Below are 13,804 nucleotides of genomic sequence, written 5' to 3' on the forward strand. Positions count from 1 at the left end.
CCCGCCGTTCATCCGGCCCCGCCGTTCATCCGGCCCCGCCGTACATGCGGTGCAGACCGAACGGCCGGGTCGAGGCCTCCACGACCACCACCCCGGCCGCCCGCTGGGCCCGGACCAGCTCCTCGAATTCCGCGCCGTCGACCTCGTCCACCTCGTCGGCCGGCTGCTCGAGGCGGCTGCTGTCCAGGCCGCTGAACCAGTCGAGGATCTGCTGCACGTCGGTGCCCGACCAGGCCGGGACGCCGGGCGCCATCAGGGTCACGTCGGCGTGGCTGCCGACCGCCTCGCAGGCCGACCAGGCCGCCAGCGAGACCAGTTCCTCCCAGTCCTCGTCCTGCACCGACCCGGTGACCACGAGCACCAGCCGGGCCTCCACCTCGGGTTCCTGCACCACCACGATCAGCTTGTCCGGCTGCCCCAGCGCCGCCTGACGCGCGGTGGCCCGCCAGTTCACGTGGCGGCGGTCGTCCCCCTGACGCCATTCGCGCAGGCCGTGCGGCTCTGACCCGGCCGGCAGCAGCCGGGCCCCGGCCGCGTCCTCGAGGGACAAACGTCCACTGTCGATCTCTACCGTCGGCACCCGTTCCGGGTGCACCACGATCTCCGCCTTCCCACGGATGCACCGGTGGTGAAACGCCATCCCGAAGGGCGCCAGGGCATGCAGATGGATGTCGTGGGAGTCGGTGCGTCCGCGTTGCACCGGAAGCCGGGGGAAGGTGAGTTCGACCTGGTCACCCGGCCCGAGCGGGGGTACCGCCAGCTGGATCGGGGCCAGTCCCCGGCAGTGGTGCAACACCGCGAAGCCAGGCAACAGACGCCGGCCGTCGTTGCGCACGGTCAGCACCTGCTCAGCCGGTTCGCCCATGACCAGACGCTCGGGCGAGCGGAAGGCCACCGACACCGACTTCAGGTCCGGGCGCATCAGCTGGGAGAGCACCACCGGGATGAACAGGGCGAAGGCGACCAGCAGCAGCCAGGGGTTGAAGGCTCGTACGGCGATCGCCGCCAGCACGGCGGCCAGCATGATCGCCAGCCAGCCCCCCGGCGTGATCGGCCGCACTATGCGCATCTTGCTCACGACCCCCGCTCAGACCGGGACCGGAACGTGCTGGGCCCGGACCAGCTCGGTGATCAGGGCATCGGCCGGAGTGGCCACCGCCGGCACGATGCGGTGGGCGAGCACGGGCACGGCCAGCTCGGCGACGTCCTCGGGGGTCACGTACTCACGGCCGTACAGCACCGCCCGGGCCTGGGCGCAGCGGGCCAGAGAGATCGCCGCACGGGAGCCGGCGCCGGCCCGGATCCGCTGGTCGGTGCGGGTGGACCGGGTCAGTTTCACGGCGTACTCCAGTACCGGCTCGGCCAGGAAGACGCCGCGCACCACGTCGCGCAGTGCGCTCAGCCCTTCCGGGTCGAGCACTGCCTCCAGGGAGTTCACGGTCGGACCGGTCAGCTGTTCCCGCACGACCGTGAACTCGTCCACGGCGGTCAGCGGTTTGAGGTGCAGGCGGACGGCGAACCGGTCCAGCTGACCTTCCGGCAGGGGGTAGGTGCCGTGCTGCTCCACCGGGTTCTGGGTGGCCACCAGGAAGAAGTTCGGCGGTACGGGGTGCCGGACGCCGTCCACCGTGACCATCCGCTCGGCCATCACCTCAAGCAGCGCGGACTGGGTGCGTGGGGGCATCCGGTTCAGTTCGTCGACCAGGAGGACGTCGGCGAAGACCGGGCCGGGGACGAAGCTGAACTCCCGGCGGCTGGGGTCCCAGACCGCGGAGCCGGTGATGTCCGCGGGCATCAGGTCGGCCGTGGCCTGGACCCGCTGGAACACGCCACCGACAGAGCGGGCCACCGACTGTGCGAGGGTGGTCTTACCGGTACCCGGCGCGTCCTCGATCAGGACGTGCCCCCCGGCGAGAACGGCGATCGTCAGCAGCTCGACGGCCGCATGCTGTCCCCGGACCACCTGCTCGATGTTGGCCACCAGGCGGGCGGCGGGCGCGACGTCCATGCACTCTTGCGTCGGCAGCGAGCAGCGTTGCTTGAAGTAGACCGGCCCTGACCCACCGCGAACGGCCGCCGGTTCGACGTAGCTCGAGGTGGCTCGCATGTGAGGGGCTCATGGGCGAGTCGGCTAGGGTGCGCGACCGGCGAGGCCTTCGAGATCCATCCGTGAATTCGAGATCCATCCGTGAATGAGGAGAGACGATGACCCGCGATTCGGCGTCCGGCAAGGGACCCGAAACCGATTCGGCGAACGAGGTCACGGAGGGGACGACCAAGCCGGTCGCCGTCGACACCACGGACGGCGAACCCGGAGAGGTGCAGGACACCACGGACGAGGGGGCGCTCGGCGTCACCCGGACCGGGACGGACGCCGAGGGGGCCGGCGCCGAGAAGGAGGCCGGGGCGGCCGGCAAGAGCGAAGCTGCGCAGGTCGACGCCGGTAAGGCTGCCGAGGCGCCGGCGGCGGAAGAGTCGGCCACGCCCGACCTCACGCTGAAGCCGCTGCCCACGTCGGCCGGTTCCAAGGCCGACGACAAGACGGCCACCCCGTCCAGCACCATGTCGACCGACACGACTGACCCGGCGAGCGGCACGCAGGCGGAGACCACCGGCGCCGACACCGCCAAGGCGGCGGCTCCGGCCGGGGCCACCACCCCGTCCTCTGCTGCCCAGGCAACTGTGCCCGTCGGGGCAGCCACCCCGGCCTCTTCCGGCACCGCTGCCCCGACCGGTCCGGCGACCCCCACCCACACCGGGGCCACCGTGACCTCTGCGCCTGAGGCGAGCCCCTCGTCCTCAGTTTCTGATCCGGTTCCCCCCACCGCGCCGAAGGCCGAGAAGCACTCCACCCTCGTCCCGCTGGTCGGGACCCTGGTGGCGCTCGCCGCCGTCGCCGCCCTGCTGATCGGGTCGATGGCCCTGCCGATCGCCAAGGGCGGGCCGAACAAGGTGCCGGTCGGCGTGGCCGGTACCGAGGAGATCACCGGGCAGCTCACCACGCTGATGGAGCAGTTCGGCGGGGAGGGCACGTTCAGCGTCAGCCAGTTCAGCGATGCCAACGAACTGCGCGACGCCATCGAGGACCGTGAGGTCTACGGCGGTCTGTTCGTGGACAACACCCAGGCCCAGATGATGATCGCCACCGCGGCGGGCATCGAGGTCTCGGACGCCCTGCAGACCGTTGCCCAGGCTCTCCAGCAGCAGGCCCAGGCCCAGGTCACCGTCACCGACGTGGTGCCCCAGCCGGGCAAGGACCAGCGTGGTGACGGGCTCGCGTCCTCCGAGCTCGCCCTGGTCATCGCGGCCGCCCTGCCGGCGTTCGGCCTGATCGCGCTCTACCGTCGTCGTCCGCTGGCCCAGCTCGGGGGCGCGGTTGCGGCCTCCGCCGCGGTCGGCCTGGCCGTGGCCGCGGTGCTCACCTACGGGTCGGGTTCCACCTCCGGCGGTAACTTCTGGCTGCTGACCGTCGGCCTGGCTGCCGGTACGTTCGCCACCACCGTGATCCTGCTGGGCGTGTACGCGTTGGCCGGCCGGATCGGTCTGGCCATCGGCGCGGCCGTGTTGGTGCTGCTCGGCGCTCCCCTGTCCGGTCTGAGCAGCGTGCCCGAGTGGCTGCCCGACCCCTGGGGCACGATCGGGCAGATCCTGCCCCCGGGTGCGACCGCGACGGCGCTGCGCTCGATGGCGTTCTTCGACGGCGCCGGCAGCCGCGCCGCCCTGCTGGTGATGGGCATGTGGGTGGTCGTCGGTCTGCTGCTCCTGGGCCTGGGCACGCTGCTGCACCGCAGCAACCAGCGCCTGGCCGATCTGCGCGCCGAGGAAGAGGCCGCCCGCCTCGAGGACGAGGACGACAAGGCCCCGGCCACCGTCTGAGGTTCCGTACATCGAAAAGAGGCCTACGGACGTCCGTAGGCCTCTTTTCGTTTTGTCTTGCCGCTACTTCTGGTCGGCGAGGCGCCAGTCGCGGTAGTCGAACCCGGGCGCGACCACGCAGCCGACCAGCACCGGCTCGTCGGCCGCCGGACGCGCGGTCTGCCAGGTGCCGGCCGGGACCAGCAGCTGCGGGCTCTGGTCGATGTCGGTGCCCAGGACCGACTCGACCGCCGGACCCGGGCCCGCCTCGTCCGAGCCGCCCAGCCCCAGGGCCAGCGGTCCGCCGCGCTGGTGGATCCACAGCTCGTCGGAGCGCACCTGGTGCCAGGCCGAGACCTCACCGGGCAGCAGCAGGAACACGATCGAGGTGGCCAGCGAGCGGGGGCCGTCGTAGCCGGGTGGAAGCTGATCGGGGGAAAGTTCGACGGAGGAGCGGTAGGTCTCGGCGAACCAGCCGCCCTCGGGGTGCTGCTGGAGCCCGAGTCCGGTGGCCCATTCGGGTAGCGTCGGCATGCCTGCACGGTAGGGGTGGCGGCCCGGGCGGGCCAGCAGGCCGTGGGAGCGCCGTGGGAGCATTGGCCCGTGACCCAGCTCAGCTCCCCGCGCCCCGGAAAGTCCCTGCACCAGCCCGGTCGGCTGAACCCGCCGCCCAACGTCCTCGGCGACGACGTGCCGCTGGGCCCGCTGGACGGCCGTTACCGGGCCGCCGTGGCGCCGCTGGCGCAGCACCTGTCCGAGGCCGCGCTGAACCAGCGCCGGGTGCACGTCGAGGTCGAGTGGCTGATCCACCTGACCGAGTCCGGCGCCGTGCCGGGGGTGCGCCGGCTCACCCCGGAAGAGACCTCCTACCTGCGCAGCATCGCGAGCGACTTCAACGCCGAGAGCGTGGCCGAGCTGGCCGAGACCGAGCGGGTCACCCTGCACGACGTCAAGGCCGTCGAGTACTACGTGAAGAAGCGGATGGAGGGGCACTCGCTGGCCGACCTGGCCGAGATCGTCCACCTGTTCTGCACCAGCGAGGACATCAACAACCTGGCCTACGCGCTGATGGTGCGCGACGCCACCGCCCTGGTCTGGCTGCCCTCGGCCTGGGCGCTGCACGAGGACGTCGCCGACCTGGCCCGCGAGCTGCGCGACCTGCCGATGCTGGCGCGCACCCACGGCCAGCCGGCCACCCCCACCACGCTCGGCAAGGAGCTGGCGGTGCTGGCCCACCGGCTGGGCCGGCAGCTGCGCCGGATCGACAACTCCGAGTTCCTGGGCAAGATCAACGGCGCCACCGGCACCTTCTCGGCGCACGTGGCCGGGGCCCCGGACACCGACTGGGTGCAGGTCTCGCGCAGCTTCGTCGAGCACCTGGGCCTGACCTGGAACCCGCTGACCACGCAGATCGAGTCGCACGACTGGCAGGCCGAGCTGTACGCCGACGTGGCCCGGTTCAACCGGGTGCTGCACAACCTGTGCACCGACGTCTGGACGTACATCTCGATGGGCTACTTCGTGCAGGTCCGGGGGCAGGGCACGGTGGGCTCCTCGACCATGCCGCACAAGGTGAACCCGATCCGTTTCGAGAACGCCGAGGCCAACCTCGAGGTCAGCAACGGCCTGTTCGGCGTGCTGGAGTCCACGCTGGTCACCTCGCGGCTGCAGCGCGACCTGACCGACTCCTCGATGCAGCGCAACATCGGTACTGCGTTCGGGCACTCGCTGCTGGCCATCGACAACGCCCGCAAGGGCCTGGCCGGCCTCGACGCCGACCCGAAGGCGCTGGCCCGCGACCTCGACGCGACCTGGGAGGTGCTGGGCGAGGCGGTGCAGTCGGTGATGCGGGTGCATGGTCTGGAGCAGCCGTACGAGCGGCTGAAGGAGCTCACCCGCGGCCGCAAGGTGGACGCCGAGGTGATGCGGGAGTTCGTCGCCGGGCTGGGGCTGCCCGACGACGTGGCCAAGCGCCTGATGGACCTGACCCCCGGCTCGTACGTGGGTCTGGCCTCGCGGCTGGTCGACGAACTGCGCTGAGCCTGACCGGCTACCTGGTCACGACGTGACCAGGTAGCCGCGGGACGGCTGACGTACGGTGGCCGGGTGGCACAGGACCGGGCAGCGCTGGGCGCCTTTCTGCGTTCCCGGCGCGACCGGCTCACCCCGGCCCAGGCCGGGATCACGCCGTTCCCTGGGCCTCGGCGGGTGCCCGGGCTGCGCAAGGAGGAGCTGGCCGTTCTGGCCGGCCTGAGCGCCGACTACTACAGCCGTCTGGAGCAGGGCCGGCAGGCCAACATCTCGGCCGAGGTCCTGGGCAGTCTGGCCCGGGCGCTGCGGCTGGACGAGGTGGAGCAGGCTCATCTGCACGACCTGGCCGCCCCGGTCGCCGCCGGCCGGGCCCAGGCCGAGTCCTTGCAGGTCGCCGACCCCGGTCTGTTGCGGGTGATGGGCGCACTCGACCATGTCCCGGCGATCCTGCTCGGTCATCGTTCGCTCGTGCTGGCCCGGAATGCGCTGCTCGGTGAGGTTCTGGGCGTGCCGATGGAGCCGGGAACGGTCTTCTCCGACTGGCTGCTGACCGATCCCGGCGCCCGTGAGCGCATCGTCAACTGGACGGACTTCGCCCAGTCGGCGGTGGCGACCCTGCGCCGCGAGGCCGGCCGGCGTCCGCACGACCCGCAGCTGAAGGCCGGCATCGAGCGCCTACGGCGCGACCCGGACATCGCCCGCTGGTGGGACGACCACGGCGTGCGCGACTACTCCTCCATGCGCAAGACGGTGCGCCATCCGGCCGCCGGGCTCCTGGCCTTCGGGGTCGAGGTGCTTACCGGGCCGCTCGATCCGGGTCAGCGGTTGATCGTGTACACGGTCGAGCCGGACTCCGAGACCTCCCGGATGCTGCCGATCCTGGGCTCCTGGGCCGGCGCTTCCTAGTCCGGCCCCCGATACCCCCCTCTGGTATTTGCCGGAACCGAGGCATACCCTAGGGGGGTAGGGTTCCACGAGAAGGGGACGGGACATGCCTGGGTATGCCGGCACCAAAGAGGACTATCTGAAACGCCTGCGCCGGATCGAAGGTCAGGTGCGTGGACTGCAACGGATGGTCGACGAGGACACGTACTGCATCGACGTCCTGACCCAGGTCGCCGCGGTCACCAAGGCCCTGCAGGCGGTCAGCCTGGGGCTGCTCGAGGACCACATGTCGCACTGCGTGGTCGAGGCCGCGCGCCAGGGCGACGCCGAGGCCAAAGTCAAGATCACCGAGGCCGCCGACGCCATCGCCCGCCTCGTCCGTAGCTGAAACCCCTAGTTAGTCGTGTCGTTTCGAGGAGACAGCCAGTCATGAGCACCACCACTGTCGACGTCACCGGTATGACCTGCGGGCACTGCGTCACCGCGGTCACCACCGAGCTCTCCGCCCTTCCCGGTGTGACCGCGGTCGAGGTCGACCTGCACGCGGGCGGGATCACCCCTGTCACCATCGTCAGCGAGTCCGAGCTCGACCCGGCCGCGGTGGCCGCCGCCGTGGACGAGGCCGGGTACGAGCTGGCCCCACAGGCCTGATCATGGCCACCGATGCCGAGGTCAGGCCCACCACCGGGCCACAACGTCAGGTCGAGCTCTCGATCGGCGGCATGACCTGTGCAACCTGCGCCACCCGGATCGAGAAGAAGCTGAACCGGATGGACGGGGTGGACGCCACCGTCAATCTGGCCACCGAGCGAGCACATGTGCTGGTGGCCGCCGGAGTGAGCGACTCCGACCTGATCCACACCGTCGAGGCGACCGGCTACACCGCCCAGGTACCTGAGTCTCTCGAAGCCGAGATTCCCTACCAGGAAGACGTTCTCAAGCCCCGGCTGCGGGTGGCGATCCTGCTCACCGTGCCGGTGGTCGCCCTCTCCATGATTCCGGCCCTGCAGTTCGAGGGCTGGGAATGGTGGGCCCTGGCGCTCGCCCTGCCGGTCGTGACCTGGGCGGCCTGGCCGTTCCACCGCGCCACCGCGATCAACGCCCGGCACCTCGCGGCCACGATGGACACGCTGGTCTCGATCGGGGTCACCGTGGCCACGCTCTGGTCGATCGGCGTGCTGATCACCGGAAGCGGCGAGCCATACCTCGAGATAGCCACTGTCGTAACCACTTTCTTGCTCACCGGACGTTTCACCGAGGCTCGGGCCCGACGCAGTTCCGGTGCCGCCCTACGGTCTCTGCTCGACCTGGGCGCGCGCGACGTGAATCTGCTGCGCGACGGCCAGGAGGTCCGCGTCCGCGCCGAAGAGCTCTCAGTGGGCAGCCTTTTCGTGGTCCGCCCCGGTGAGCGCATCGGCACGGACGGGGTGGTGGTCGAAGGCACGAGCGATGTGGACGAGTCGATGCTCACCGGCGAGCCGTTGCCGGTTCACGTGAAACCGGGCGCGAGTGTGACCGGGGCCTGCGTGAACGGCGGGGGCCGGATCGTGGTGCGGGCCACCCGGGTCGGTTCCGACACCACGCTGGCCCGGATCACCCGCATCGTGCAGCAGGCGCAGTCGGGCAAGGCCCGCGCCCAGCGGCTGGCCGACCGGGTGTCGTCGGTGTTCGTGCCGGTGGTGCTGGTGCTGTCGGTCCTGAGCCTGGTGCTCTGGCTGGTGATCACCGGTGATGCCCAGGCGGCGGGCATTGCCGCGGTGTCGGTGCTGATCATCGCCTGCCCCTGCGCCCTGGGCCTCGCCATCCCCACGGCTCTGCTGGTCGGCACCGGGCGCGGCGCCCAGCTGGGCATCCTGATCCGCGGCCCGCAGACCCTGGAAGACGCCAAGCACGTCGACGTGATCGTGCTGGACAAGACCGGGACACTGACCGAGGGGCGGATGAGCCTGGCCGGGGTGACTTCGGCCGACGGCTTCGAGCAGGCAGAAGTGCTGCGCTGGGCCGCTGCGGTCGAGCACGCCGGGGAGCACCCGCTGGGCCGGGCCGTGGTGGCTGCGGTGCCAGGTAGGCCCGACGAACTGCCCGCCGTCACCGAATTCGCGAGTACCCAGGGGCTGGGCGTCGAAGGAACGGTCGAAGGCCGGCGCGTGCGTGTGGGTCGCCCCTCGTGGGTCCCGCAGAAGCTCCCGGTCGAGCTGGACCGGGCGGTGGTCGAGGCCCAGGGGCGCACTGCGGTGGTGGTGTGGATCGACGAGGTGCCCGCCGCGGTGCTGACTATCGCTGACACGATCAAACCGGCCGCTCGCGAGGCCATCACGCAGCTACGGGCCCTCGGGCTGACTCCGATGCTGGCCACCGGGGACAACCTCTCCACCGCGCGGGCGGTCGCCGCCTCGGTCGGGATCGCGCCGGACGACGTGTTCGCCGAGCTGATGCCGGAGGAAAAGGTCGCCGTGGTCGAGCGGCTGCAGGCCGCCGGGCACCGGGTGGCCATGGTCGGGGACGGTGTGAACGACGCTGCGGCCCTGGCCACCGCCCGCCTGGGTCTGGCCCTCGGCACGGGCACCGATGCCGCCATGGAAGCCGGTGACATCACCCTGGTCCGGGGTGAGATGGCAGGCGTGCCGCAGGCGATCCGGTTGTCCCGGGCCACCTCGCGGATCGTCCGGCAGAACCTGGTCTGGGCCTTCGGGTACAACGTGGCGGCCCTTCCGCTGGCTGCCTTCGGCCTGCTCAACCCGATGATCGCGGGTCTGGCCATGGCCCTGAGCAGTGTCGCGGTGGTGACCAACTCGCTGCGGCTGCCCCGGTTCCGAGGCTGACCTTCTCGGTGCACTGAGATCTGGACCGACCCCCCGGTCCAGACCTCAGTGCACCAGCTCTCGGATCTGCCGCAGGGCGAGCAGCGGGTTGGTGCCACTGCGGGGTGCGGTGGCCACGCGCATGCTGCCGTAGCCCGGGCGCGGGTCGGCGGTGCCCTGGCAACTGCTTCCCACTGCCGGCAGTTCGCCCTTGAGCAGGTAGTTCTCGACCTTCCGGTCCACGCAGCCGTTACCGCCGGCGTAGAGCCCGTGGTCGCCCTCGTTCTTGACCGTCAGCAGCCGGGCCCCGGCGAAGTTGGTCGCTGCCGCGCGGGCGCCCTCGATCGGTGTGGCCGGGTCGTTCTCCGACTGCACCATCAGCACCGGAGGGATGTCCTTACCGGTGGGGGTGGGCAGAGCCGCCGCGGCCGGCCGGTCCCAGAAGGCGCAGGGCTGGCTGATCGTGGCCCAGCCGATCAGCGGATACTTCTTACCTGCCTCCGACGAGGCCGTCCGCAGCCGCTGCACGCCGCCCGACCAGGGCGTGTCCTGGCAGGTGATGGCCAGGAAGGTGGTGCTCGCGGCATCGCCCGAGAAGGTCCGGCGCAGACCGGTGCGCTCGATCGCGGCCACCCGCCGACCGACCTTGGCCGCGTACTGGTCGGCGGTGCGGAACTTGCCGCTGCTCTGCGCCCGTACGTAGCCGTTGAGGTCGGCCAGCGCGGCCGCCGCGTCGGGGAAGAGCATCTTGGCGTACATCGTCCCGGCAACGATGTCATCGAGGGTGACCGCGTCCTCGACCGGCGCATCGGCCGTCATCCGCGACCGCAGCCGTTCGTAGCTGGCGATCACCGCCTCCTTGGTCGTGCCCAGCCCGTAGACGCTGTGGTGCCGGGCCACCCAGGGCGCGAAGTCGGACTCGAAGCGCCGCTGGAAACCGAGCGGCTGCCGGGCGAACGAGGCCTGCCAGGTGCTGGTGAAGTCGACGTTCGAGTCGAACACCATCCGGCCGGTGTGCTGCGGGAAGGCCGTGGCGTAGTGCGCCCCCAGCCAGGTACCGGCCGAGAAGCCCAGCCAGTTCGTCTTCTCCTGGCCGGCGATCCGTCGCAGCAGGTCGACGTCCTGCACGGTCTGCGCGGTGGTCACGTACTCGCGCAGGCCGCCCCCGGCCACTGCGCAGGCCCGGGCGGTGAGCTCGGCCGCGTCGAGCAGCAGGCCGATGTTCGCCTGGCTGCGCACCCGCGGGTCGACACTCAGATCCCGCGCCCCACCACAGGTGAGGTTGCTCGACCCACCCGTGCCCCGCACGTCCATGCCGTACACGTCCTGACCGGCCATCAGCTTCTTACGCTCGGCGCTGACCAGGAGCAACGGCAGATCGGCCCCCTCCGCGCCGGGCCCGCCGGGATTGGTGAAGAGCATGCCCGGATCGGTGGCCTTGACGCTCTTCAGGCGGCTCACCCGGATCCGCACGTCCACCCCGGCCTCCGGCGTCTTCCAGTCGCGCGGCGCGAGCATGGTGGCGCACTGCAGCCGGTAGTACGCGCGGGGCAGGCCGGGCAGTTCGGCCTTGTCCAGGCAGGGCTGCCAGCTGAGTTTCTGGCTGTCGTAGCGGCCGATCGCCTCGGAGGCCCGCAGCTGCGCCGGGCCGGTCACGGCTTGCGCCTCGTGTGGGGCGCCGAGCAGGATGCCGCTCATCGCCGCGCTGATCAGGACACCGGTTCCGGCACGCCGGACAGCCCGAGACTGCATGCTGAGACTTCCCCAAAGTCGGCTTACCGGAACACTTCCCGAGCCCTACGAGAACCCCGGAACCGGTTGCGGTGGTGACTGCTGCGATGACCGACTCTGCCATGGGAAAAGAAGTAGTGTCACATCAGGTGATCAGCGGATACCCAGCGTGCGCCGGACCCGGACCGCCGCGTCCTCCACGGCCGATCGCATCATCGCCGGCGTGGGTGTGGAGCTCATGATCGCCAGCTCGTCGGCCGGGGTGCTGGTTCCGTCGAGGAAGCGGATCACCCGCTCGCTCGGCTGGCGGGCGAAGAGCCCGGCGAAAAGCCCCGGGCCGTCGATGTAACCGCGATCCAGGGCGCGCAGCAGCACCGCATCCATCCACCGGTGCCGCAACGGGTACGGACGCGGTGGAACCGGCAGGCGATCCTGCAACAGCAACTCGGCGATCTGGGCGGCCTGCCGTTGCATGGCCGAGAACGTATAACCAGTGGACGCTCTCGTGGCACCACCCGCGGTACCGAGGCGGAACAACCGATCACCCGTGCGACGGGCGAAAGTTGCGTCGGTCATCGGGATCACACCGTCTTCCACCTCTTCGACGGTGTAGGCCACGCCGTCGAAGGCGCGGGTGAGATAGGCGCGCAGCGCCTCGTCGTAGCGCTCCGGTTCCAGCACGGCCGGGCTGAACTCGGTGTACTCGACCAGCGCGGAGTCGGGCGACAGCGGCAGACAGTAGGCGAAGGCCACGCCACGGCGAGGCTGGGGAACGCTGAAATCCATCAGCGTGGCCACATTCTCGTCGAGCGCGGCCGAGCCGGGCGCGAAACGCACGATCCAGCCCCGGAAATGCTGCAGCAGCGTGGTCGAGGCCGGGCCGGTGGGACGGGTCGGGCGGGAGTCGAACACCCAGCTGGCCATGACGCGTTCGTCGCCGGCCCGGACCACGGCGTGCGGCATGCCGTCGGAGACGCTCTGCGCGGGGGCGGTGATCCGGATCGCCCCGAGACGCTCCAGCGCAGAATCGGCGGCGGCGTACAGGTCGGCCGAGCGCAGCATCTGGTAGCGGAGCGGAGCCAGGTCGTAGGAGCTCGGGGCGCCCTCGGCGTTCACCAGCCGCATCGTCGGCCAGCTGCGGGTCAGCAGCGGATCTACCCACTCGGGCTGTTCCTCCGGCCGGGCCCACCAGCACCAGGTGCGGTCCTGACCGGACCGGCGCACCGGATCGACGAGAGCGATCGACGGGGCTGGCCGTCCGGAGGTGCGAGCTGCGTGGTCGAGGGCCAGCACCAGGTTCAGCCCGGCTCCCCCGCCGCCCACGATCGCCACGTCGACGACGTGGCCGGCCCCGTGGTTGTGGTGGCTCATGCGATGGGCCGCCGTAGCGGGCGAGCGCTGACCGACGCACCAACCGGTCCCCCGACATTGGTGGTGCGCCGGTCAGCGGCGCGACGCCCGGAGTGGGCGTCGGCCGTGCCCGCTGAGCTGGCGCGACGTCGGCGATGCCGATCCCATGGGCCCCCCGGCCCACACCGCTGACGTCGTCCCCTCGACAGCGCGTTCACTCTACACAAAGTCATCAGCCATATTCGCCGGGTAACCACGTTTCGCCTTCGAGATCATCGAACCTGACGATGAGCCATTCATACCCTCGGCCGGTATCACCCCGGGAAACTGCTGAAGGCCTGCACGCTGCCTCCGGATGCGGTGATCCTCTCGCGAACCGCACGGGCGATCTGGACCGCGCCGGGTGTGTCGCCGTGCACGCAGATCGACTCGGCGGTCACCGGAACCACCGTGCCGTCGTCGGCGATCACCCCCTCGCCGGAGAGCAGCCGCCGCACCTGGTCGGCGATGCGGGCGGGCTCGGTCAGCACAGCCCCGGGCTCCGCCCGGGAAAGCAGCCCGCCGTCGGCCGTGTACTGCCGGTCGGCGAAAGCCTCGGTCACGGTACGCAGCCCGACGGCCGCAGCCTCGGACAGCAGCAATGAGCCCGGCTGTCCCAGCACCGCAAGCGTCGGATCGTAGCTACGCACCGCGTCTACCACCGCTTTCGCCTGCCCCTGGTGATGAACCACCGCGTGATAGAGCGCGCCGTGCGGCTTGAGATAGCTGACCCGACCGCCCGCGACCCGGGCGAAGGCCTCCAGCGCGCCCAACTGGTAGAGCACGTCGTCGCGTAGATCGGCCGGAGCGACATCGACGAACCGCCGGCCGAACCCGGCCAGGTCGCGATAGGAGACCTGGGCGCCGATCGCCACCCCCGCGCCGACCGCGAGCTCGCAACTGCGGCGCAGGACGGCCGGGTCGCCGGCGTGGAAGCCGCAGGCGATGTTCGCGCTGCTGATCACCTCGATCAGCGCCGCGTCGTCGCCGAGCGTCCAGCGTCCGAAGGATTCCCCGAGGTCGGCGTTCAGGTCGATGACGGGCATGATCGGCATTCTTTCCCAGCAGTCTGGACATCGCATGGCCGGTTGCTGGGGGTGCACTGTGGGCGC

General features: G+C 70.9%; 12 protein-coding genes. 6 read left to right on the plus strand and 6 right to left on the minus strand.

Annotation, left to right across the window (positions count from 1 at the left end):
- Positions 1 to 25: 25 nt before the first annotated feature.
- Together QSK18_RS05270 and QSK18_RS05275 are read right to left on the minus strand one after the other, a co-directional pair.
- Positions 26 to 1,078 (minus strand): DUF58 domain-containing protein, encoded by a 1,053-nt coding sequence (locus tag QSK18_RS05270; RefSeq protein WP_502894166.1) that lies wholly within the window; start codon positions 1,076 to 1,078, stop codon positions 26 to 28.
- 9 nt (positions 1,079 to 1,087) lie between these two features.
- The gene (locus QSK18_RS05275) at positions 1,088 to 2,008 is read right to left on the minus strand and encodes an AAA family ATPase (RefSeq protein ID WP_285616814.1); all 921 of its coding nucleotides are present in this window, start codon (positions 2,006 to 2,008) and stop codon (positions 1,088 to 1,090) included.
- Positions 2,009 to 2,205: 197 nt separating this feature from the next.
- Between QSK18_RS05275 and QSK18_RS05280 the strand changes: the two genes are divergently transcribed.
- Positions 2,206 to 3,876: a hypothetical protein gene (locus QSK18_RS05280; RefSeq protein ID WP_285616816.1), complete on the plus strand. Its 1,671-nt coding sequence runs from the start codon at positions 2,206 to 2,208 to the stop codon at positions 3,874 to 3,876.
- Between the two features lie 63 nt (positions 3,877 to 3,939).
- On the opposite strand, the gene QSK18_RS05285 is transcribed toward QSK18_RS05280, so the two are convergent.
- Positions 3,940 to 4,389: a cupin domain-containing protein gene (locus QSK18_RS05285; RefSeq protein ID WP_232808807.1), complete on the minus strand. Its 450-nt coding sequence runs from the start codon at positions 4,387 to 4,389 to the stop codon at positions 3,940 to 3,942.
- Between the two features lie 105 nt (positions 4,390 to 4,494).
- On the opposite strand from QSK18_RS05285, the gene purB reads away from it, so the two are divergent.
- The 5 genes from purB to QSK18_RS05310 all read left to right on the plus strand — a co-directional run bounded on the left by purB (position 4,495) and on the right by QSK18_RS05310 (position 9,593).
- A complete protein-coding gene (gene purB, locus QSK18_RS05290; protein WP_408622483.1) occupies positions 4,495 to 5,895 on the plus strand; it encodes an adenylosuccinate lyase in 1,401 nt (466 codons plus the stop codon).
- Positions 5,896 to 5,961: 66 nt separating this feature from the next.
- Entirely contained in the window at positions 5,962 to 6,792 is an 831-nt protein-coding gene (locus tag QSK18_RS05295; protein WP_232808809.1) for a helix-turn-helix transcriptional regulator, read from the plus strand.
- An 85-nt stretch (positions 6,793 to 6,877) separates the two neighbouring features.
- A complete protein-coding gene (locus tag QSK18_RS05300; protein WP_232808810.1) occupies positions 6,878 to 7,159 on the plus strand; it encodes a metal-sensitive transcriptional regulator in 282 nt (93 codons plus the stop codon).
- Between the two features lie 41 nt (positions 7,160 to 7,200).
- On the plus strand, positions 7,201 to 7,422 hold the full coding sequence (locus tag QSK18_RS05305; protein ID WP_232808811.1) for a heavy-metal-associated domain-containing protein: 222 nt from the start codon (positions 7,201 to 7,203) through the stop codon (positions 7,420 to 7,422).
- Positions 7,423 to 7,424: 2 nt separating this feature from the next.
- On the plus strand, positions 7,425 to 9,593 hold the full coding sequence (locus tag QSK18_RS05310) for a heavy metal translocating P-type ATPase (protein WP_285616820.1): 2,169 nt from the start codon (positions 7,425 to 7,427) through the stop codon (positions 9,591 to 9,593).
- Positions 9,594 to 9,638: 45 nt separating this feature from the next.
- Here QSK18_RS05310 and QSK18_RS05315 read toward each other — a convergent pair whose 3' ends face one another.
- The 3 genes from QSK18_RS05315 to QSK18_RS05325 form a co-directional block, all read right to left on the minus strand.
- Positions 9,639 to 11,324 (minus strand): alpha/beta hydrolase, encoded by a 1,686-nt coding sequence (locus QSK18_RS05315; protein ID WP_232808813.1) that lies wholly within the window; start codon positions 11,322 to 11,324, stop codon positions 9,639 to 9,641.
- A 132-nt stretch (positions 11,325 to 11,456) separates the two neighbouring features.
- Positions 11,457 to 12,674, minus strand: coding sequence for a lycopene cyclase family protein (locus QSK18_RS05320; protein WP_232808814.1), 1,218 nt, complete (start codon positions 12,672 to 12,674; stop codon positions 11,457 to 11,459).
- 293 nt (positions 12,675 to 12,967) lie between these two features.
- The gene (locus QSK18_RS05325) at positions 12,968 to 13,738 is read right to left on the minus strand and encodes a LamB/YcsF family protein (RefSeq protein ID WP_232808815.1); all 771 of its coding nucleotides are present in this window, start codon (positions 13,736 to 13,738) and stop codon (positions 12,968 to 12,970) included.
- Positions 13,739 to 13,804 lie beyond the last annotated feature (66 nt).

The organism is Kineosporia sp. NBRC 101677 (assembly GCF_030269265.1).
GTDB lineage: Bacteria > Actinomycetota > Actinomycetes > Actinomycetales > Kineosporiaceae > Kineosporia > Kineosporia rhizophila.